The organism is Sphingobacterium siyangense, from assembly GCF_023277505.1.
GTDB classification, from domain to species: domain Bacteria; phylum Bacteroidota; class Bacteroidia; order Sphingobacteriales; family Sphingobacteriaceae; genus Sphingobacterium; species Sphingobacterium siyangense.
The window spans coordinates 4,132,554-4,153,270 of the sequence record NZ_CP080574.1 but is presented as its reverse complement, the minus strand read 5'-3'; the positions used below and the strand labels follow the sequence as shown (position 1 = coordinate 4,153,270).

Annotated in this window: 18 protein-coding genes; 11 read left to right on the top strand and 7 right to left on the bottom strand. The window is 40.4% G+C overall.

Features of this window, described 5'->3' with window-relative positions:
- Positions 1-752: 752 nt before the first annotated feature.
- Positions 753-1,742 (top strand): BtrH N-terminal domain-containing protein, encoded by a 990-nt coding sequence (locus K2F45_RS17425; protein WP_075993283.1) that lies wholly within the window; start codon positions 753-755, stop codon positions 1,740-1,742.
- Positions 1,743-1,840: 98 nt separating this feature from the next.
- Here the strand turns inward: K2F45_RS17425 and K2F45_RS17420 are convergent, their stop codons facing one another.
- Together K2F45_RS17420 and K2F45_RS17415 are read right to left on the bottom strand one after the other, a co-directional pair.
- Positions 1,841-2,041: a helix-turn-helix domain-containing protein gene (locus K2F45_RS17420; protein WP_075993282.1), complete on the bottom strand. Its 201-nt coding sequence runs from the start codon at positions 2,039-2,041 to the stop codon at positions 1,841-1,843.
- A 6-nt stretch (positions 2,042-2,047) separates the two neighbouring features.
- The gene (locus K2F45_RS17415; protein WP_075993281.1) at positions 2,048-2,719 is read right to left on the bottom strand and encodes a hypothetical protein; all 672 of its coding nucleotides are present in this window, start codon (positions 2,717-2,719) and stop codon (positions 2,048-2,050) included.
- A gap of 426 nt (positions 2,720-3,145) precedes the next feature.
- On the opposite strand from K2F45_RS17415, the gene K2F45_RS17410 reads away from it, so the two are divergent.
- Genes K2F45_RS17410 through K2F45_RS17400 form a run of 3 tightly spaced genes read left to right on the top strand, consistent with a single transcriptional unit; the run spans position 3,146 to position 5,640 of the window.
- A complete protein-coding gene (locus K2F45_RS17410) occupies positions 3,146-4,096 on the top strand; it encodes a YbbR-like domain-containing protein (protein WP_075993280.1) in 951 nt (316 codons plus the stop codon).
- Between the two features lie 10 nt (positions 4,097-4,106).
- Positions 4,107-4,682 carry a dephospho-CoA kinase gene (gene coaE, locus K2F45_RS17405; protein ID WP_172840709.1) on the top strand — a complete coding sequence of 192 codons (576 nt, stop codon included), beginning with the start codon at positions 4,107-4,109 and terminating at the stop codon, positions 4,680-4,682.
- A gap of 1 nt (position 4,683) precedes the next feature.
- Positions 4,684-5,640 carry an exonuclease gene (locus K2F45_RS17400; RefSeq protein ID WP_335682243.1) on the top strand — a complete coding sequence of 319 codons (957 nt, stop codon included), beginning with the start codon at positions 4,684-4,686 and terminating at the stop codon, positions 5,638-5,640.
- Positions 5,641-5,792: 152 nt separating this feature from the next.
- Here K2F45_RS17400 and K2F45_RS17395 read toward each other — a convergent pair whose 3' ends face one another.
- Positions 5,793-6,200 carry a hypothetical protein gene (locus K2F45_RS17395; protein WP_075993279.1) on the bottom strand — a complete coding sequence of 136 codons (408 nt, stop codon included), beginning with the start codon at positions 6,198-6,200 and terminating at the stop codon, positions 5,793-5,795.
- A 238-nt stretch (positions 6,201-6,438) separates the two neighbouring features.
- On the opposite strand from K2F45_RS17395, the gene dinB reads away from it, so the two are divergent.
- The 7 genes from dinB to K2F45_RS17360 all read left to right on the top strand — a co-directional run bounded on the left by dinB (position 6,439) and on the right by K2F45_RS17360 (position 14,385).
- Positions 6,439-7,536 (top strand): DNA polymerase IV, encoded by a 1,098-nt coding sequence (gene dinB, locus K2F45_RS17390; RefSeq protein WP_248931941.1) that lies wholly within the window; start codon positions 6,439-6,441, stop codon positions 7,534-7,536.
- A 144-nt stretch (positions 7,537-7,680) separates the two neighbouring features.
- Entirely contained in the window at positions 7,681-9,807 is a 2,127-nt protein-coding gene (locus K2F45_RS17385) for a S9 family peptidase (RefSeq protein ID WP_248931940.1), read from the top strand.
- A 153-nt stretch (positions 9,808-9,960) separates the two neighbouring features.
- Positions 9,961-10,767 (top strand): beta-carotene 15,15'-monooxygenase, encoded by an 807-nt coding sequence (locus tag K2F45_RS17380; protein WP_075993277.1) that lies wholly within the window; start codon positions 9,961-9,963, stop codon positions 10,765-10,767.
- Between the two features lie 15 nt (positions 10,768-10,782).
- Complete coding sequence (locus K2F45_RS17375) at positions 10,783-11,940, top strand: 1-deoxy-D-xylulose-5-phosphate reductoisomerase (RefSeq protein ID WP_075993276.1); 1,158 nt, start codon at positions 10,783-10,785, stop codon at positions 11,938-11,940.
- Positions 11,941-11,956: 16 nt separating this feature from the next.
- Positions 11,957-13,282 (top strand): RIP metalloprotease RseP, encoded by a 1,326-nt coding sequence (rseP, locus tag K2F45_RS17370; RefSeq protein WP_075993275.1) that lies wholly within the window; start codon positions 11,957-11,959, stop codon positions 13,280-13,282.
- Between the two features lie 270 nt (positions 13,283-13,552).
- Positions 13,553-13,756: a YwbE family protein gene (locus K2F45_RS17365; protein ID WP_046674525.1), complete on the top strand. Its 204-nt coding sequence runs from the start codon at positions 13,553-13,555 to the stop codon at positions 13,754-13,756.
- 251 nt (positions 13,757-14,007) lie between these two features.
- Positions 14,008-14,385, top strand: a complete 378-nt coding sequence (locus K2F45_RS17360; RefSeq protein WP_075993274.1) for a response regulator — start codon at positions 14,008-14,010, stop codon at positions 14,383-14,385.
- A gap of 33 nt (positions 14,386-14,418) precedes the next feature.
- Here K2F45_RS17360 and K2F45_RS17355 read toward each other — a convergent pair whose 3' ends face one another.
- From K2F45_RS17355 to K2F45_RS17340, 4 genes are all read right to left on the bottom strand, one after another.
- Positions 14,419-14,631 carry a DUF6965 family protein gene (locus K2F45_RS17355; protein WP_075994871.1) on the bottom strand — a complete coding sequence of 71 codons (213 nt, stop codon included), beginning with the start codon at positions 14,629-14,631 and terminating at the stop codon, positions 14,419-14,421.
- 25 nt (positions 14,632-14,656) lie between these two features.
- Positions 14,657-16,123 carry an efflux transporter outer membrane subunit gene (locus K2F45_RS17350; RefSeq protein ID WP_075993273.1) on the bottom strand — a complete coding sequence of 489 codons (1,467 nt, stop codon included), beginning with the start codon at positions 16,121-16,123 and terminating at the stop codon, positions 14,657-14,659.
- On the bottom strand, positions 16,123-19,275 hold the full coding sequence (locus K2F45_RS17345) for an efflux RND transporter permease subunit (protein WP_075993272.1): 3,153 nt from the start codon (positions 19,273-19,275) through the stop codon (positions 16,123-16,125). The genes K2F45_RS17350 and K2F45_RS17345 overlap by 1 nt, the downstream gene beginning before the upstream one ends.
- A 77-nt stretch (positions 19,276-19,352) precedes the next feature.
- Complete coding sequence (locus K2F45_RS17340) at positions 19,353-20,516, bottom strand: efflux RND transporter periplasmic adaptor subunit (RefSeq protein WP_248931939.1); 1,164 nt, start codon at positions 20,514-20,516, stop codon at positions 19,353-19,355.
- Positions 20,517-20,717 lie beyond the last annotated feature (201 nt).

Genomic DNA, 20,717 nt, shown 5'->3' with positions numbered 1-20,717 from the left:
TTGATGTTGTGATCGGAGATTTAGCAGTTTTATTTATGGCGGAAGAAGTTTTACCAATAGATTTTAAATAAGTATAGCCATATATAATTTGGCTGCTTTTTGAATCTTTATATTCTCTTTTGATGATATTTTCTGTTTTTGGAACCCAGACGCCATTTTTTAAGTAAAGCGTTTCTTTAATTGCTCCATTTAAAAATGTTAATTCAACACTTCTTAATGATTCTGCTTTTTTACTGAGAGAATTTTAATCTTTTTTTCATAATTTATTATATATATGGTTACTTAAATATATAGAAAAACTTATTTTTTATGTTTTTTTCTCTAATTTTTTTATAAAAGATCCTGGAAGAGCGCATTCAATAATCTTTAGAATCCACGATTATCTGATATACTATTATATTGCAAAACTTGATGTAGTCGTAATTTAGTGTTCAGATTACAAGTGTATTATATTTTCATCTCAATAAGGCTAATTTTTACGCAACTTGATTAAGTATGCATCATGGATATATTTTGATGTTTTGTTTTCCGCAGTTAATGGCTGGGAAGAGACTGATGAATATTATCTTAATCTAATTTTTCCGCCCGTGACAAACCGAAAATTATGAAACTTATTGATGACGCTGAATAGTTACTACAATTTCTAATCTTAATGGGATAAATTTATTCAATACAAGCCTACAGAAAGCGGATTTCTTTATTGTTGACATCTAGTTGTCAATCGAGCTTCTAATTTTGTGAAAAAGAATGCTATGAAAAATCTTAGACCATTTGATGGGCAGCATTGTGAAACAACGGCAACAGGTACATTACTGGCCCATATAGGCATTGAGCTTTCGGAGCCGATGCTTTTTGGACTAGGGGAAGGGCTCAGTTTTATCTACTGGAAAATGAAAACCATGGACTTTCCATTTTTGGGCGGACGAATAAAACCAGATCTCCTGACGCAGCATATCTGCAAAAATCTCGGTCTAAACCTCAGCGTTCATGAAACTTCTTCAAAAGTAAAAGCTTGGCGGGCTGTACAACAGCTCTTGGATAGGGGGCAACCAGTAGGCTTAAAACTCGACGCCTATCATCTGGAGTATTTTGCAAACCCCTTTCATTTCGCGGGTCATTATGTAGCTATTTATGGCTATGACCATGATAATGCCTATCTGGTGGATACGCGGCAGCAGGGTGGAAGCGCGCGTACATCCATTGCGAGTTTGGCGCTAGCTAGGGCTAAGAAGGGGCCTATGGCGTCTAAAAATCTGTATTACACGATAGCAGGTAGTGGTAGGGATTTGGAATTGAAAGAAGTGCTGATTGCTGCAATGGTCAATAATGCAAAGGAATATCTTGCACCGCCCATCAGCAACATTTCATATAAAGGAATTTTGAAGACTGCTGAGAAATTGACCAAATGGTACAAGACGAGTCATGCGATTGAAAGTGAGTTTAAAATGGCTACAAATTTGATGGAAAACGCAGGTACTGGCGGCGCCTTGTTTCAAAATCTATATCGCGACTTTATAAAAGAAAGTTATGATCTGCTCGAAATAGAGCAGATCGCTGAGGTTCATCATGAGTTTGTGCAGATTGCATTATTGTGGACATCCTTGTCGGAATTGTTTAATCAAATTGCGGAGACAATCAGTTTCGATGACGTGCAACAGGCATCGGAAATTCTCAAAACCCTTGCCACAAAAGAGAAAAATGCAATGAAGCTGTTGGTTTCATTAGAACACGGTGCCAGCTGATGCGGTTTCCTGTAAAAACAGGAGTTGCCCGTTTCTATGTTAGCTTAATTTTGAGATAAAGAGAAATTTGGCACTATACTGTTCTGTATCTTTTTGGTTTACTCGATATCAAGAATGTCTCCAGGTTTGCAGTCCAGTACTTTGCAGATGGCTTCTAAGGTTTCAAACCGGACGCCTTTAGCCTTACCTGTTTTTAAGATGGAAAGATTGACAAGGCTTAAACCGACTTTCTCCGATAATTCTGTCAAAGACATTTTACGCTTGGCTAAGACAATATCTAAATTAATTATAATGGGCATGTTTAATTAAATAAAGGATTCATTCTCCCTACTTAAGACGACACCGGATTTAAAAGCTGCGCCAAAAGCTAATAATACTAATCCAATGATTGTCTCCGTATCGAAAAGATGTGTTCCATTGTGTAACATATAGTCCGAACTATTTAAACTTAATTTTGTAATACAATTAAGGAAAAATTCCTGTGTAATCCATCTCATAACAGGCAAAAGCATTAGGCAGAATGAGCTGAAAACGATTAATGAAGCATTTTTATCCGTAAAAAATGTATTATTACTAAACGATTTAAAAAGTTTCTGAACAACGAGAATTAATAAACCAATTAGAATCCAGTAACATAACTGTGCGGTTTGATAAAGAATAGATGAGAAGGAAAGTAATTCTTTCAGGGATTGAAATCTCAACTGAACGAAGCCCTTCGCATGGTAAGGACTGATAATCAATGTGTCCTTGAACCAGTGATCCAATGTTTGAGAAACATCCTTTTGTTGATTTGCTGGGCCATCTGCGGCTTTGGGTATTATATTAACATTATAAACCCCATAAGCTTTGAGACCGCTACCTGCGACAGGTATGCCGGATGAAAATAAATTTGATGCCAAGAATAGGACATAGAATACCATTACTACGCGAGAAAGATAGTAGAGATATCGCGCTGTGTTATTAGTGGATAGTTTCATAATTGATTTTTTTTTGATTAACACAAATTTAATGAAATTTAAAATAAAACATATATTATTTAATGTTTTATTTTAAATTTTTATTGAATTATACTATTTATTCGAGCTATGGTTGTATCGGGTGCTCTTTCGATTACAGTATTTTAGTCTAGATTTGATCAAGCCATCTTTCGGTTTTGACCAAATTTTAAGTACAGCTTATTTGGATAGACGCATGCAATTGGTGTTTTTTTACTTTGGATGACCGTGTCTGCCTTTACGAACAGATCAAGTGCTCTCCTTATGAAAGATGTTCATGGATTTTTTTGGTGATAAGTGAGTTGTCGTTGGACAGACAATTTTTTATTAGCTGATTTATACGCCTAGTGGACTAAGTTTTTATTTGCCTATGGGCTGATTTTTACGCAAATTGATTAAGTTTGTATCATGGCGAATGCAGTTCGAATAAATAAGACCCAACGGCGTAAGATTAATGTCTTCGTGCGTTGTGTTGGAATTTCGTTGTTAGCTTGGTTATTGTTTTCGATCTCCAATCAATATACTGTTTCCGTCAAGGCGGCGATTGAATATGTCAATCTTCCCGAGAAACGCGCATTTCACCCCCAGCAATCCGATACGGTAAAAGTGAAGCTGGAGATGACGGGATGGCAATTCCTGTTTTCCAAAGCTGCATTGGAAACCCCAAAGGTTCAGGTGGACCTAAGCTCGTTAAAAACCAAAGACTGGATTGTTTTTTCCAACCAATTGGGCTTTATCAACCGACAGTTTCCACACGAACAACGCGTGGTGTCAGTTAGCCCAGATACCCTGTTTTTTGATTTTTCCAAACAGACCCAGCGTAAGGTGCCTGTAAAACCCCTTGCTAATATCGGATTTAAACGCGGCTACGGTTTTATCGCTGATACCAAAGTTACACCAGCTTATGTGACAATAACCGGACCTTACGAGGATGTTTCGGCTATCGAGTATTGGGAAACGGATACCGTTCGTGGAAAGGAAGTCGAAACCGACGTTCGGACCGTGGCCAACCTGGCACGTAACCAAAAAGCGAATATCAATGTTTATCCGACTTCGGTCGAGGTGCTCATGCCTGTAGGTGAATTGACCGAGAAAATAATCGAGCTGCCCGTAAAGGTGGAGAATGGTCAACGTTATAGTTCGGTCAGGCTTAGTCCGAGCAAAGTTGTCGTCACCGTGTTGATGTCTGTCAAAGATTATAATAACTATACATCGCGTGATTTTGAGGCTGTGGTAGACCTGGCAGACTGGGAGAAGAATGAGGTGCAATATCTGCCTATTTTGCTGACCAAAGTACCTGACTATTGTAAGGTTATCAGTATTGTCCCTCAAAACGTGGACTTTTTTGTACGTAAATAACAATATTTTCATGAAGATTGGAATAACAGGCGGAATTGGATCAGGTAAGACTTTTATCTGTCAGCTTTTTAAAGCCATGGCTGTACCTGTTTATAATGCTGACGAGGAAGCCAAGAAGCTTATGAATACCGATTTGCGGATCAAAGCACGCTTGATTGCGGAGTTCGGCGAAGAGACCTATAAGGGTGGAAAGCTGGATCGGGCTTTTTTGGCTGAACAGATATTCTCCGACAAGGCGAAGCTCGAACTTGTGAACAGCATTGTACACCCCATCGTTATTCAGGCGGCAAAGGATTGGGCCGAACAGCAAAAGTCACGTTATTCACTCAAAGAGGCTGCTTTGCTTTTTGAAAGTGGGTCCTACAAGGATCTTGATTATACCATACTGGTTACTGCGCCTTTACCCATACGCGTTAAACGTGTCATGGAACGTGATGCTGTTACTGAGGAACAGGTCATGGAGCGAATTAATAAGCAACTATCTGACGAAGAAAAATTAAAATTGGCAGACTTCGTCATCATTAATGATGGAACCACTCCGCTATTACCGCAGGTGTGGACTTTGCATCAAAAGTTTCTAAAATAATATGATGTCTACACTATTGGCTGACTTCTTAGTCAGAAAGCCAGAAGGCTATTACTGCCGTTATGGTGATTTTTTTATTGATGCCAGCAATCCCGTTATGCACAATGTCGTTTCTCATGCCCATGGCGATCATGCCAGTTCAGGACACGACTATGTGTATGCCACACAGGCGACCTCACTGTTTATGACTTATCGGTATAAACAAAATCGCAAAGATTCTTATCAGGTCAAATTGTTTAATAGTCCCTTTAAAATAGGTGCGGTCGAAATCACATTTTTACCAGCAGGTCATATACTGGGTTCAGCACAGATTCTAATGGAATATCGGGGGGTACGTTACTTGTACACCGGCGATTATAAATTACAAACTGATGATACCTGTGAACCGATCGAGCTGCAGCAGGCCGATGTCCTCATTACGGAAAGTACCTTTGCAAATCCCGAGATTATCCATCCCGATCCGGCGGAGGAGATAAAAAAACTTGATGGACATGCCAGTAATATCTTATTAGGTACTTATGTGTTGGGCAAGGCGCAGCGAATTACTGATTTGATCAACAGGTACTGCCCGGATCGAAAAGTGCTTGTGCATAGTGGAATATTGCCCTACCATCGCCTTTATGATCAACACGGGCTGAAGAAGTTAGACTATGAGCCCTACAACAGAAAAGAAATGAAACAGGGCGAACAGAACAAAGTGTACTTGGTACCGCCGATGACCTTCAATAGTTATTTTAGGGCGACCAAAGTATTACGCGCATTTGCCTCAGGCTGGAAACGTTTACAGGCACAGAATGATATCGAGCTGTATATTTCTGATCATGTGGACTGGAATGACATTCTTCAGTACATTAAAATGGTAAATCCCAAAGAAGTTTGGACACTACACGGTGACGGCAGCATTTTAAAACGTTATTTTAACGAAAAATTGATCGTCCGGGATGTGCTTTCTGCATAAATAGGCCTTTTCGAAAAATCTTCTATCGGAAACGCAAATGCGGCGGACAATAAGCAGCTCATGGAAGGGCACCCCTACAATAGCGTGCTGATGTAGTTTAACTTATTTAAACGGAACTTCGATAACTCCGCTGGTAAACACGGCGGAGTTCGCTATTTCATATTGACAATTTTGTCAACGATATAAACCGTGTTTCCACGCCAGGGAAGCACACCATGGTATTCTTTGTAGCGAAGATCGAAGTATTTTCCACTATTGAGCTCCAATTGACGGAATATAGAATCATCTTCAATGGAAAATTCAAATTGATTGCTGGCGATACCACCCGTTTTGATACTTCCAAATCCCTCCTGAATGAGCTTGCCTTCGTAGGTCTTGAAAATATTGCCCTTTTTTACAGCATAATTAAGATAGCCAGATTTTACGCCTTCACCGAATACGTAGTAATACTTCCAGTAAACGTAGGAACCGGCCCCCACAAGGAGGAAAAGGATCAGCAGGAGTAAGAACTTCTTAAATCCGGATTTTTTCGGTTTTTGTTCGGGTAAATTTTCCATCATGTGTGCTAATTAAAACCATTTCATGCAGTGCCTAGGACTATGCGCCGGAACGATGATTTTTCTGTCCAACGGATAGGTTCACCTAAAGATAAATAATTAACAGCATAATGACGAATGCATTATACCTAGATTAACGCTTGGCGAGCCTAGTGATTGTCGTTTTTTGCTGTGTTGCTAATTCTATTAGTTATTTTTTGGTTTTCTTAGTCTATAATGCTAATTTTTGTAAATTTGGATCATGGATTCCGAACAGGTACATCGCAAGATTATTCATTTGGATATGGATGCATTTTATGCCTCTGTAGATCAGCGTGATTTTCCCGAATATCGGGGAAAAGCGATTGCAGTAGGTGGTTCCCCGGATGGGAGGGGAGTAGTTGCAACGGCCAGTTACGAAGCGCGAAAGTTTGGTGTCAAATCTGCTATGAGCTCCCGAAGGGCTCTTCAGTTGTGCCCCCATATTATCTTTACCTATCCTCGCTTTGATGTTTATCGTCAGGTTTCCTACCAAATTCGGGAGATTTTTCTCCGTTATACGGATTTAATCGAGCCGCTTTCCCTGGATGAAGCTTTTTTGGATGTGACCATAGACAAACAGGGTATTGGTTCGGCTATTGATATCGCCAAAGCCATTAAAGAGGCTATCCAAGAAGAGTTGAATCTGACCGTCTCTGCTGGTGTTTCCGTCAATAAATTTGTTGCAAAGATTGCTTCGGATATGGACAAGCCCAACGGCTTAACATTTATAGGCCCTTCGAAAATTGTCAAGTTCATGGAGTCATTGCCCGTGGATAAGTTTTTTGGCGTAGGTAAGGTGACCGCAAAAAAAATGCATGAACTGGGGCTGTTTACCGGACTCGATTTAAAAAAACAGCGTGAAGAGGACCTCGTACGTTGGTTTGGAAAGACTGGGCACTTTTTTTACCGTATCGTACGCGGGATCGACGACCGTCCTGTTGTCCCCAATCGCAGCAGTAAATCGGTCGGGATTGAGGATACGTTTGGCGAGGATGTAGAAGCATTTGAAGAATTAAATACCATTTTGCAACGGCTCTGCAAACAGTTGTGGACACGCATCGGGAAAAAGGAAATCTCTGGAAGAACCTTAACCATAAAAATTAAATATGCCGATTTCGTTCAGTTGACACGGAGTATAACCTTAGAAAATAGTTTTGATTCGGAAGACAAAATTTACGCCACCGCCCATAGTTTGTTGAGCAAGGTTGAGCTGGTGAACAAAGTGAGGTTGCTGGGGGTTTCGATATCAAATTTTGTGGAAGAAGCTGATTTTCCAAAGGAAGGTATACAGCTTGCACTTTTCGAGCAGCGTCCTTAGCAAGGAATCATCTGGTTTAATCAAGTCTTTGGCAAGCCGTTTGGTACGCGCAATCTGAATTAAGCTTGTTACAGGCAAAATCGTCGTTATTTGCCACAATTCTTTATCTTAGCCAAAATAATTAATAAACATATCCAAAAATTAATGAATACGGTATCAAGAGTACTCTTAGGTGCGTCTATCGTTTTTTTAGTGCATGAGGTTGGTTTTGCACAAAAGAAATTGGATTTTGCACAGTCCTGGGGGCAAAAGCCATCGTTGACAATTCGTACGAATCAGTATCCTGGCTGGGCAGACGGGACAGCTTATCTGGAAAATGATGTAAATGATGGTCGTTTATATCAGGTTAACATTAAATCAGGTCACAGAAGCATTTATACAGTTCCCGCTAAAGAAGGGACGGTTGTCTATGTCGAAAACAATGATATCTTCCTGAAAAGTACAGATGGTGTAGCCAAGAAGTTGACAAACTCTCCTGATGTTGCGGAACAGAATCCGACCTTATCGCCGGATGGTAAATATGTTGCCTTTACCCGCAAAAGCAATTTGTATAGCGTGGACGTGACTTCGGGAAAGGAAATGCAGTATACAAATGATGGTACCGACGTTATTTACAATGGTTGGTCATCTTGGGTATATTACGAGGAAATTCTTGGGCGTCCAACAAAATACAAAGCTTTTTGGTGGTCTCCGGACAGCCGTAAAATCGCCTTCATGCGTTTCGATGATACCAAGGTTCCTATGTTTCCGATTTATTCGTCCAAAGGCCAGCATGGCTACCTGGAGGAGACAAGATACCCCAAAGCTGGAGACCCAAATCCGGAAGTGAAGGTGGGTATCGTTCATCTCGATGGGGGGAACGTTACCTGGGCTGATTTCAACGAAAAAGATGATCAGTATTTTGGGCAGCCTTACTGGGCCTTTGATAGCAAAAATGTGATGGTGCAGTGGATGAACAGGGATCAGAACAATTTGAAGTTTTATCAAGTGGATCCGAATTCTGGCTCGAAAAAAGAAATCTACGACGAGCGTCAGGCTTCATGGATCAATTTGGATCACGATGAGCGTATCACCTATCTTGCGGACAACAAATATTATATCTTAAAATCGGATAAGACGGGCTGGGCGCATTACTACCTCTATAAATTGGATGGAACATTGGTCAATCCAATTACTTCAGGCGAATGGCAGGTAACCGAATTAAAACGGATTGATGAAAAAAATAAGGTGATCTATTTTACCGCACGTAAAGAAAATTCGGCACGTTTTGATTTGTACCGCGTGGATTATTCGGGTAAAAACTTAAAACGTCTGACTTTCGGTGAATACTCACACGATGTCAATGTATCGCCTGATGGCAAGTATTTTATTACCAAATACTCCAATGTGAGTACACCCGATCGGTTTGCTTTGTTGGATAACCAAGGTAAAGTCGTCCGTCAGTTAGCAGATAGTAAAGCGGCTGATTTTGATTCGTATACGTATGGTAAAACCGAATACTTACATCTTAAATCAGATGATGGTTTGTTCGATCTTCCCTTAACAATTACTTATCCGACAAATTTCGATAAATCAAAAGTTTATCCTGTTGTTTTCAGTATCTATGGTGGTCCTGATGCTGGAACGGTAAAAGATACCTGGAAAGGAACGAATAATCAATATTGGGCTAATGAAGGAATTATTCAAGTCTCTGCCGATCACCGGGCATCTGGTCATTTTGGTAAACAAGGTGTTGCTTATATGCACCGCAATCTTGGTCACTGGGAGATTATTGATTATTCAACGATTGTCAAATGGTTAAAATCGCAACCTTGGGTAGCTAAAAACAAAGTGCTTATCACCGGGCATAGCTACGGAGGTTATATGACTTGTTTGGCGATGACGAAGGCCGCAGATGTATTTGATTTCGGTATTGCGGGTGCGCCTGTTACCTCCTGGGATCTGTACGATAGTCATTATACGGAAAGATGGATGGATACGCCTCAAGACAATCCTGAAGGTTATAAAGCTGGTTCTGTGTTAACCTATGCAAATAACTATAAAGGCGTTTTGCGTATTATGCATGGCGATATGGATGATAATGTTCATTTACAGAATACAATCCAACTTGTTGATAAATTGACAGATCGAAGTGTTCCTTTTGAGTTGATGATCTATCCGGGAAGCCGTCATGGATTTGACCGTTCGAAAAGTAAATATGATTCTAATGAGCGTGCACGTTTCTACTACCAATACTTATTGGAGAAGCCGCTTCCCAAAGAATTTAAATAGGCATAGTTCGATATACCCTATAAAATCCCCTGTCCATTCGGATAGGGGATTTTTTTTATGTTAAATATTATAAAAAAAATGAATTTTATGGGAGTGTAAATTGTTGAAAATTAAAAAATATGGCATCTTTGTAGAAGTTTATTCAAAGAAAAAATGATTCAATTCCTAAAGGAAAGTACTTTTGCTGTTAATGAGGTTTTTAATAAGTCATGGGAGTTGCTGAAAAGACATTATTTTTCAGTGGCAGGGCTTTGTTTTTTACTGTTCGTGACCTCCGGACTCTCTAATTATCTCGCGACTACCATCAGTGATTTCAATGTGGTGTTGAGTGGTTTCATGGCGTTTTTTTTCATGGTGATGTATTTCGGATTGAATATGACTTTATTTAAGTATATCTTAAGTCTGATAGATGGAAATCATGATAAGAAACTGATTCAATGTATTCCCAGCTCAAAGGAGCTTGCCTATTTTTTTGGTGCCATGTTAAGTATAATGGTGCTCTCCATAGCACTCCTGATGATTTTAGGAGCCGTTTCTTTACCATTCCTTTATCTATTTGAAAATGGTGACAATCGGATGGAGCTGATGAGTAACTTTACGATGTTTGTTGTTTTTATCGCGGCAATATTGACTTTCATCTTGATTATTAGAGTGGCATTTTATCCATTTTTCATTATCGATAAACACGCGGGCACATTGAGGTCATTACGCTTCAGTTTTGCACTGACGAAGGGCAATGTATTTAAACTATTATTGATTTTGGCTGTATTTGCTTTTTTTCAGTTATTGCAGATGTATTTTAATTATTTAGAATATTACATAATTTTTATTATTTTGAACCTCGTGAGTTCTTTCTTGGTGGTACCTTTGGCTAGTATTGTTGTTTCGGTCGCTTACCGATCCATGATGGCGGATTACCATGGGGGAGAGGATCCAAAGATTTTAAATAATATATTTTAATTAATAGCAAAGGTTTTGAGTAAAAAAGGAATTGCCATTTTAGGGGCAACGGGAAGTATAGGTACACAAGCCTTGGATGTGATTCGAGCCTTTCCTACTAAATTTAAAGCAATCGTTCTGACCTGTGGTAGCAATGCCACATTGTTGGTTAAACAGGCCTTGGAGTTTAAGCCCAAAGCGGTTGTTGTAACAGATTCCCTTCAGTACAGTTATGTGCAGGATGCTTTAAAAGGACATGATATTGCTGTTCTTTTGGGAGAAGCAGGACTGGTTGAAGTGGTGCAGTACGAAGAAGTAGATGTTGTTTTGAATGCGATCGTTGGATCTGCGGGATTAAAACCCACTGTTAAAGCAATTCAGTCAAAGAAAGATATTGCGCTGGCCAATAAGGAGACGCTGGTTGTCGCCGGTAAGCTGATTATGGCTTTAGTGAAAGAATATGGTGTACGCATGCTTCCTGTAGATTCGGAGCATTCGGCGATCTTCCAGTGTTTGGCTGGCGAGGAGCATAATCCAATCGAGAAAATATATATCACAGCTTCCGGAGGACCCTTTCGTGGTAAAAAGAGAGCCGATCTTCTCGCAGTGACTAAGGCTGAAGCCTTGAAACATCCCAACTGGTCGATGGGTGCCAAAATTACGATTGACTCGGCGTCCTTGATGAATAAAGGGCTAGAAGTGATTGAGGCAAAATGGCTCTTCAATCTGTCAATAGATCAGGTCGATGTGATTGTACATCCCCAATCTATTGTACATTCGCTGGTCCAATTTCAGGATGGTTCCATGAAGGCCCAAATGGGGGTTCCTGATATGAAATTGCCGATCCAGTATGCACTGACCTATCCGGCACGTTTTGAAAACAGTTTTGAGCGATTTAATTTCATGGACTATCCAACGCTCAGTTTTGAAAAAGCAGACATGGAAACTTTTCGGAATTTGGCACTTGCCTATGAGAGCCTTCGTGCCGGCGGAAATAGAAGCTGTGTATTAAATGCAGCCAATGAAGTTGTTGTGGATGCCTTCCTGAAAGATCAAGTCGGGTTTTTGGAAATGAGTGATATTATTGAACAGACATTAGGTAAAGTAGAATTCATTGCGACACCGACGCTGGATGATTATCTGGAGACGGATCGTGTCGCAAGATTAATAACAAAGGAAATAATCAAAGATTAAATTTTAAAAAGCATACATGGGTGTTTTAATTATGGTCGGACAAGTGATTTTAGGCTTGTCAATTTTAATTGTTCTACATGAGTTAGGACATTTCTTAGCAGCACGTGCATTTGGTATCAAGGTGGAAAAATTTTATCTGTTCTTTGATGCCTGGGGAGTGAAATTATTTAAATTCAATTATAAAGGATGTGAATATGGTATTGGCTGGTTGCCTTTAGGTGGTTATGTCAAGATTGCGGGTATGATCGATGAATCGATGGATACTGAGCAATTAAAGGGTGAGCCACAACCTTGGGAATTTAGATCAAAACCAGCTTGGCAACGTTTAATCGTTATGCTTGGGGGGATTATTGTCAATATTGTCGTCGGCGTTGTTGTCTTTTGGATGCTGACTTTTAAAATGGGCAATACAGATATCAAAATGGATCAGCTGGTAAATGGTATTGTTCCGGGATCCATTGGTGAATCCATCGGTTTGAAAGCTGGTGATAAAGTGATTTCAATAGACGGTCACCGTATCGAAAATTACTCGGAGTTGATCAGTTCTAAAGTATTGATGGGCGGAGTGGCACTTACAGTTGAGCGCAATGGTGCAACAACAGAAGTAAAAGTTCCAGCGGATTTATTGAACACGCTTTCTGATAAGAAAGGTGAGAAGTTTATTGAACCTCGTGTTAAAACAACAAGTGTTGCTGAAGTATCACCTGGATCGGCAGCAAGTAAAATGGGTTTTGTGAAAGGCGATAGCATTATTGCGGTGAATGGGGTACAGGTTCCTTTCTTCGACGAGTTTAAAGCACAAATAAAAGCGAATATCAATAAAGCTGTAGCGATTAAAGTTTTACGCAAAGGAACTGAAGTTTCATTGCAAGGGAATGTTCCTGCGGATGCCATGCTGGGAATAGGCATTAACCGTGATTATTCCATCAAATCTTTTACAACGCAATATAGCTTAATGGAGGCATTTCCAATCGGCGCTAAAAAAGCATTTACGGTGATTACCGACAACGCCAAAGGATTTGGCAAAATTTTCAAAGGCGAGGTACGTGCTGATAAAGCATTATCTGGCCCAATTGGAATTGCGACCTTGTTCGGTACAGAAGTGGATTGGATCCGTTTTTGGTCCTTAGTAGGGATGTTGTCTATGGCATTGGCATTTATGAACCTATTGCCTATTCCAGCTTTGGATGGCGGTCACGTATTGTTCTTGTTGGTTGAAATGATACAAGGCAAGCCATTGAGCGAAAAATTCCTGGAGAAAGCACAAATGGTCGGTTTCTTTATTTTATTGGCTTTAATGGTCTTTATATTCGGAAACGATATTTTTAAGCTATTTAAATAAATTCAATTGGTCAAACAGCCAATATGCTGATGACCTACATACCATAAAAAAAGGCTTAAAGCCAATCATGGTCGGAAGAAATTCCGACCATTTTTTATGGTAGTTAGGTATTGAATAAAATAGCCTGCAGTTCGGTTTATAACATTCATCTACGCTATTGGCTTTCATTTGCTTTCATTGTACCTGTTCCAAAATACGAGACGAAGGTTTTTCTAACAATAAATTGTTTATTTATATTGCATTTAAAAAACAATTTTTCTAAGTTTGACCATGGATGGAAGAAATAGAGCAGATGTAAAGCCAGGCATGTTGGTGAATATAATCTTAAAAAAGGACCAACGTACAGGAAATTTAACAGAAGGCATTGTGAAAGACTTGCTGACATCATCCTCATATCATTCGAGGGGAATTAAAGTCAGGTTGACGGATGGCCAAGTAGGAAGAGTGGCTGAAATTATTGAAGATGATTTTTAAGGTATAGGCTACCGATCTTTATTTCTCTTTACTTAATCTTTTCTAACGATATTGACACGGAGAGATTTACTACCTATGATGTTCTTATTGTATAAATCAAACTAAAAGCTTGTTGGATTGTTAATACTGAACATTTTGAAATAAAATTTGTATAATAACATAATTATTGCTAACTTTTTTCTGTATTTTTTATTTTATTACATATTTATATAATATTATTTTTATAATTATTAAAATGATAGCTTTTTCAAATGGATACCAAAAGTAAATGTACGGTTGTCTACGCAGATGATGCGCTGATTCATCATGTGTTGATGCGAGCTATGGCTCAATCTCATTTATTGGATTTGGTTTATTGTGCTTCCAATGGTAGGGATTTAATCGACTACCTCGATGAAAACGAGCACGAACTTCCTGAAATATGTATATTAGATCTGCATATGCCTGTATTAAACGGGATAGAAACGGCAAAAATCTTACGGGAGCGGTTTCCCGCTATTCGAATATTTGGGCTGACATCAAGTAGTGATGAGAATGAACGGATGGAATTGTTGGACGCTGGCGCAGAAGAGATTTTTTCGAAAGAGCAGATGCCGCTATTAATGAAGCAACTTGCCCCCAAAGCATAGAAAAATAGTTATAAAGAAAAAGCCTAACGGATGTTAGGCTTTTTCTTTATTTTCTAAAGCATCCTTAAATTTTAAAAGTCTAATCCAAGATGGACATTTGCTTAGATCTTTTTTCCATAATCCAACATGGATAAAACTTGTGCTCAAGAAACGTTGTACGTCGAAGACCTGCATGTCCTGCTGTATTTCTAGCGAATCAGGCAAGTCTTTGGATTGAAAATAGTGTTGTAATTCTTCCGGAGTCATACCACAAAAATAGGGTTTTAAATCCTTATCTCCAACCTCCACCGAGTGCCCGGTACAGATCCACAAATGCATCTAAATGCTGTTGCCTTAACTCGACCAGATCGAGGTCACTGTTTAAGGCATTGCTTTGCGCTGTAATCACCTCTAAATATGTAGCGTAACCACTTTTAAAGAGTAAACCCGCATTTTTGACGGCAAGATGTGCATTATCGACTCTTTCTTTGGCCAAAGACAATTGCTCCCGTTGCTTGTCGACCGTGACCACTGCATTAGAGACTTCGGCTACGGCTTCGACGACCTTTTGTTGCAATTGGATTTCGGCTTTATCACGTTCCAATTTAGCTACCTCATACTGTGTTTTCAAGGTTTTGTTTTTGAAAATAGGTGTGGTCAAATTCCCGGTTATTCCACCGAGCAATGCCCCGGGTATATTGAACCAATTTTTGGGGAGCATACTATTTACCCCCAATACGCCGCCTACGGTCAATGAAGGATAACGCATGGCCTGTTGGATATTGGCATTTGCATTGGCAGCCATCAATTGAAATTCAGATGATCGGATATCTGGTCTATTGCGCACAATTTCGATTGGGGAACCTAAGGAGATGTCTTTGCTTTCAGCGAAGAGATGCTCGTAAGAAGTGCCTCTTTTGATGCTATCGGGTAATTTTCCGGTCAGTGTCTGTAGCGCATTTTCCTGGATGACAATTTCCTTTTCGATTTCGGGAACGAGGGAGGCCGCCAATAGGCGCTGTGATTGTGTTTGTTGGATCGCCAAGGCCGTGATCTCACCCGCTTCATATTGGAGCTTGATCATACGCAGCGTACTGTCGTTTAACTGAACGTTGCGTTTAGCAACCTCGATCTTGGCATCGAGCATCAAGAGATTGAAGTAACCTTTTGCGACAGCAGTTATGATAGAGGTCTGTATCGCATTTTTTGCCTCCTGTGTATCCAAATATTCGGCTAATAGCTGCTCCTGTTTGCTACCTATTTTCTTCCAGATATCTATTTCCCAGCTAAAATTAATATCGGAACCAAACATAGATTGATAGACAAACATATTTTGCGGTGCCTTTTCACCTTTATGATCGTAATATTTGGTCAGGGGACCGCTGCCAAAGTCTTTCGATCGCCAGGTGCGGTTTCCATTAGCAATTGTCGCATTTACACTCGGCAGATAATTGGCTTTGTTCTGGGCCAAAACTCGGGTTGAAATCTGCAGGTTGAGCAATGCTGTCTTCATCTCAAAATTATTCGCTAAGGCAGAATCAATCAATAGTTTCAAGGTAGGGTCGTGAAAGAAGGATTTCCAATGGATCAGTCCCATACTGGAGGTGTCTCCGAAGTAATCCAACGTATCGCCACGAAAGTTTTCGGGAAGTTTGAGTTTGGGCTGCACATAATCTTTGCCGATCTTACAGGCATTCATCAGACCTAAGAGACTAATGATGATCGATATTCCCGAAAGGTATTTTTTTATGTTTTTCATTATTCTTCCTCTTCTTTAGCTAGTTTATCATGTAGTTTTTCATCCAGGCTTTTGAATACGACAAAGAGTACAGGGATGATAAAGATGCCGAAGGCTACACCAAAGAGCATGCCGCCGGCAGCGCTGAAACTGATCGAATGGTTACCGATCGCCGACGGGCCCACCGTCCACATCAAGGGCACCAGGCCAGCAACAAAGGCTAAACTGGTCATCAAGATTGGCCGTAATCTCAGTTTGGAGCCGCTAATGGCTGCTTCGACGATACTTTTTCCGTTTTTACGCTCCTGAACGGCAAATTCTACGATCAGAATTGCGTTTTTGGCCAATAAGCCAATGAGCATAATAAGCCCCACCTGCACGTAGATGTTGTTTTGAAGTCCTACAAGGTTGATCACGGAAAATACGCCGATGAGTCCCACAGGTATAGACAGTAATACTGCCCAAGGAAGAATGTAGCTTTCATATTGAGCGGAAAGCAGGAAGTAGACGAATAGGATACTAAGAGCAAAAATCAAGATCGTCTGTGAGCCGGATTGACTTTCTTCATAGCTCATGCCCGTCCATTCAAAACCATAATTACCCGGAAGTTTGTTGTCGGCCAATTTTTGGATAGCCTGCATCGCGTCATCTGTACTATAGCCTTCCGCGGGTGTAATATTTACCGCAATTGCATTGTATAGATTGTAACGCGTAATGGTTTCTGGACCCACCGTCTTTTCTAAGGTCAATATGGTGTTAATAGGCACCATTTCGCCTTTACTGTTACGCACAAAAATTGAATTGAAGGATTCGGGATCTTTGCGGAAGTCGAAATCTGATTGGACATAAACACGGTATTGGCGACCAAACCGATTAAAATCGCTCGCCTGTACACGCGCAAAATAAGATCGGATTGTGGACATGAGGTCTTTGATCTCAACTCCCAGGGATTTTGCCTTTACGGCATCGATATTTACTTCATACTGAGGGAAGTTTGATTTAAAACTTGTGTAAGCACTTCGTATTTCCGGTAAGGTATTGAGTTGGTTAATAAAGGTATCTGCAATGGTGTTAAAATCCCGAATGTCACCACCCATTCGATCCTGAAGAACCATTTCAATTCCGGCAAAATCTCCAAAGCCCTGTACGGTAGGGCGGGGGAATACTGTAAACGTTGCTTCATTAATCTGGGATAGATCATTTCTGATGGTATCCATAAATGCATTGATATTTTTGATGTGCTCGCGTTTGGCATGTGGTTTTAAGGTGATATAACCAGCGGCAAATGCCGGGCTTGAGCTTCCGTCCAGGGCATTAAAACCAGAAACTGTTGTCATTCCATTGATGTCCTGTCTTTTCTTTAAAATACTATCGGCACGATGAAGAACCTCAGTTGTTCGGCTCAATGAAGCGCCGGGAGGAAGAGCAATGTTGTATGTGATAAATCCATCATCCTCTGTCGGAATAAAACTTTTGGGTGTTTTAATCATAAACACAACGCCAAGTGCTGTAATTAAAATTAAGCCTGCCCAGGCTATTTTCTTATTCTTGATCAGTATTTCTACAATCGAGACATAACGGGCGGTCAGTCGATCAAAAGAGGTATTGAATGCTTTAAAGAAGCGATCTTTAAATTGATTGATTTTGCCGTTTTTTTGATTGGTATGCTGTTGCGGGGCTTTCAGGAGTAGCGCACATAAGGCTGGGCTTAAGGTCAAAGCATTGAGTGCTGAAATCAGAATCGCTGTTGCAAGGGTATAAGCAAACTGGCGATAAAAGATACCTGCTGGCCCTTCCATAAATCCCACAGGCAAAAATACAGCGGCCATGACCATGGTTATGGACAGGATCGCTCCCGTAATTTCGGACATCGTCGATAATGTAGCGGCTCTGGGTTTCATTCCTGTGCTGTGCATTTTTTCGTGGATGGCCTCGACGACTACAATCGCGTCATCCACTACGATTCCAATAGCCAACACCAGGGCAAACATCGTGAGGACATTGAGCGAAAATCCAAAAAGCTGCAGAAAAAAGAAGGTTCCCACCAATGAAACGGGGATTGCAATTGCAGGGATCAAGGTGGATCTAAAATCTTGCAGGAAGATAAAGACAATAATAAATACCAGGATAAAGGCTTCAAAAAGGGTGTGCTCAACCTGGTTGATCGATTCATCGATCTGGTCACGTACCGAGTAGGTCACCTCGTAGTGTATGCCTTTTGGAAATGTTTTGGATTGTTCTTCGAGAACCTTTCTGACGGCAATATCAATATCATGGGCGTTGGAACCACTGGTTTGTGTTAAGTTGAGTGTAAGACCGGGATGTCCATTTACCTTATTGTCGCTGCTTAGATTTGTAGCACCGAATTCGACGCGTGCCACATCTTTTAAATAGAGCACTGAACCGTCGGTGTTGGTTTTGATCACAATACTCTGGAATTCCTCCGGTGTGGTGAAACGCCCTTTATGACGGATCACTGTTTCGAAAGCTTCATCTGAGGTTTCTCCAAATTTACCGGGGGCAATCTCAAAGTTTTGATCTTTTATGGCGTTGGTCACATCTTGTGGGACGAGGTTATACAGGGCTAGTTTTTCGGGGTTCAACCAAAGTCGCATCGCATAATCCCGTGCTCCCAGACGGGAAACCTGGGCTACGCCATCAACACGCAGCAAAGGCCGCATCAGGTTAATCTGTGCATAAGCCTGGAGAAAGGTTTCGTCGTAGGCACTATCCTGGTGATCAGAGTAGAGATTGATGGTCATAATGACACCCGTTTGCCGCGGCATGACTGTGATTCCAGCCTCATTTACTTCTGCGGGAATGGAACTGATTGCTTTGGAAATCCGTGTCTGTACGTTGACCGAGGCAATATCAGGATTGGTACCTGTCTTAAAATAGACCGACACACTTCCCGATCCTGAATTGGAGGCAGATGACTTGATATAGGTCATATCCTCTACACCATTGATGGCTTCTTCGATAGGTAGTAAAACGCTTTTTGCTACAGTCTCGGCATTAGCTCCCGGATAACTTAGTGAAACAAGCACACTTGGTGGTGCAATTTCTGGAAAGCGCGAGACAGGCAGAAGTTTTAGCCCCACTAAGCCTAAGATTACCAGGATAATGGAAACCACCGTGGCTAATACAGGCCTATTTATAAATGTTTTTAGCATATATATGGAATTTTAAACACGCTACATGAAGTGTACAGTATGCCGGACACCTTGTAGCATGTAAAAATGATAGATAATTATTTCTGTAAAATCGGGGTTACTGGTGAACCGTCGGTCAATTTGTCAAATCCACTGGTAATAACGCGATCGTTTTCCTGTAGTCCTGAGTAGACGATATAATTGTTTTTACTTTTACCTGTCAGTTGGATATTTCGTTTTTGTGCTTTGTTGTTTTGGTCCAGTATATACACGAAGGTTTTATCCTGCAATTCATTGACTGCAATCTGGGGGATTTGAAGAACGTCTTTTTTAACCTCTGCAATTTTAAGCGTACCACTACTTCCGGACCGAAGTATATTGTCGTGATTTTGAAATGTCGCACGCAAGGAGATCGCACCTGTAGTACGGTTGATCTGGCCATTGACGGCATCCACTATACCTTTTTTTGCGTATTCTTCACCATCTGCAAGGACGAGCGTAACTTCGGGGAATACAAGCTTCTGATTCTGGTTGTATTTTTTTCCTTCCAAACTATCTTTTTTTGCCTGTGCTTTGGAAAAATAAAGAAAGTCAGATTCATTCATGGAGAAATAAACATAGACTTCCTGGATGTCTGAAAGATAGGTGAGGGGTTCTTTATCTCCTTTTGATACCAAATTTCCAATGCGTTTTGGAATCCGGCCAATATAACCGCTTACCGGAGCGGTGATCACTGTAAAATCCTTGCTGATCTGAGCCGAACGTACGGCAGCGATGGCTTGATCCAGTGTTGCCTTGGCTACCTGATAGTCTGATTTGGCCGATGCCAGTCTGACATCGGAGATAACGTCGTTTTGAACCAGTGGTTTCAGTCTGTCGACTTCGAGCTGTGCATTTTTAAGTTTGGCTCTGGCGACCTGCTCTGTAGCAACCATGTTATTGAGGTTTTCCTGATAGGTAGAGGGGTCTACTTTGAACAGTTTCTGGCCTTTTTGTACAAAAGAACCTTCATCAACATAAATTTCCTGCAGCAGACCTTCGACCTGCGGGCGAACTTCGACATTGACTTTACCTTCAATAGTCCCTAAATAATCCTTGATGGTGATCGCATCTGATTTAGTGACGGTATAAACGGGTAAGGCTACGGCTTTTTCACTGGTTTTATTTTCTTTTGAAGAACTTGAAGAACAACTTACCTGCGTGGCTAAGGCTGAACAAATCAATACGGATACTTTGAAAATAGATAATGTTTTTTTCTTCACAATGTTTGATTAATTTTTACGATATATATGTAGTGTAATATGATTATTACAATATAAACGTCAAATAGTTTAATTATTGTGAAGATTAACATTTGTTAACATCTCAAATTTTAGTTAATAACTGTTCAATTATTAATCAATAATAATGTTTAATAGTTTTAAATATTTGATAGTTATGGTTTTATGGAGGGGGTGCATCAT

Bases quoted from the DNA above. Each gene is read 5' to 3' on its own strand.
- K2F45_RS17425 (WP_075993283.1), top strand. From the start codon at position 753: ATGAAAAATCTTAGACCATTTGATGGGCAGCATTGTGAAACAACGGCA.
- K2F45_RS17420 (WP_075993282.1), bottom strand. From the start codon at position 2,041: ATGCCCATTATAATTAATTTAGATATTGTCTTAGCCAAGCGTAAAATG.
- K2F45_RS17415 (WP_075993281.1), bottom strand. From the start codon at position 2,719: ATGAAACTATCCACTAATAACACAGCGCGATATCTCTACTATCTTTCT.
- K2F45_RS17410 (WP_075993280.1), top strand. From the start codon at position 3,146: ATGGCGAATGCAGTTCGAATAAATAAGACCCAACGGCGTAAGATTAAT.
- coaE (WP_172840709.1), top strand. From the start codon at position 4,107: ATGAAGATTGGAATAACAGGCGGAATTGGATCAGGTAAGACTTTTATC.
- K2F45_RS17400 (WP_335682243.1), top strand. From the start codon at position 4,684: ATGATGTCTACACTATTGGCTGACTTCTTAGTCAGAAAGCCAGAAGGC.
- K2F45_RS17395 (WP_075993279.1), bottom strand. From the start codon at position 6,200: ATGATGGAAAATTTACCCGAACAAAAACCGAAAAAATCCGGATTTAAG.
- dinB (WP_248931941.1), top strand. From the start codon at position 6,439: ATGGATTCCGAACAGGTACATCGCAAGATTATTCATTTGGATATGGAT.
- K2F45_RS17385 (WP_248931940.1), top strand. From the start codon at position 7,681: ATGAATACGGTATCAAGAGTACTCTTAGGTGCGTCTATCGTTTTTTTA.
- K2F45_RS17380 (WP_075993277.1), top strand. From the start codon at position 9,961: ATGATTCAATTCCTAAAGGAAAGTACTTTTGCTGTTAATGAGGTTTTT.
- rseP (WP_075993275.1), top strand. From the start codon at position 11,957: ATGGGTGTTTTAATTATGGTCGGACAAGTGATTTTAGGCTTGTCAATT.
- K2F45_RS17365 (WP_046674525.1), top strand. From the start codon at position 13,553: ATGGATGGAAGAAATAGAGCAGATGTAAAGCCAGGCATGTTGGTGAAT.
- K2F45_RS17360 (WP_075993274.1), top strand. From the start codon at position 14,008: ATGGATACCAAAAGTAAATGTACGGTTGTCTACGCAGATGATGCGCTG.
- K2F45_RS17355 (WP_075994871.1), bottom strand. From the start codon at position 14,631: ATGACTCCGGAAGAATTACAACACTATTTTCAATCCAAAGACTTGCCT.
- K2F45_RS17350 (WP_075993273.1), bottom strand. From the start codon at position 16,123: ATGAAAAACATAAAAAAATACCTTTCGGGAATATCGATCATCATTAGT.
- K2F45_RS17345 (WP_075993272.1), bottom strand. From the start codon at position 19,275: ATGCTAAAAACATTTATAAATAGGCCTGTATTAGCCACGGTGGTTTCC.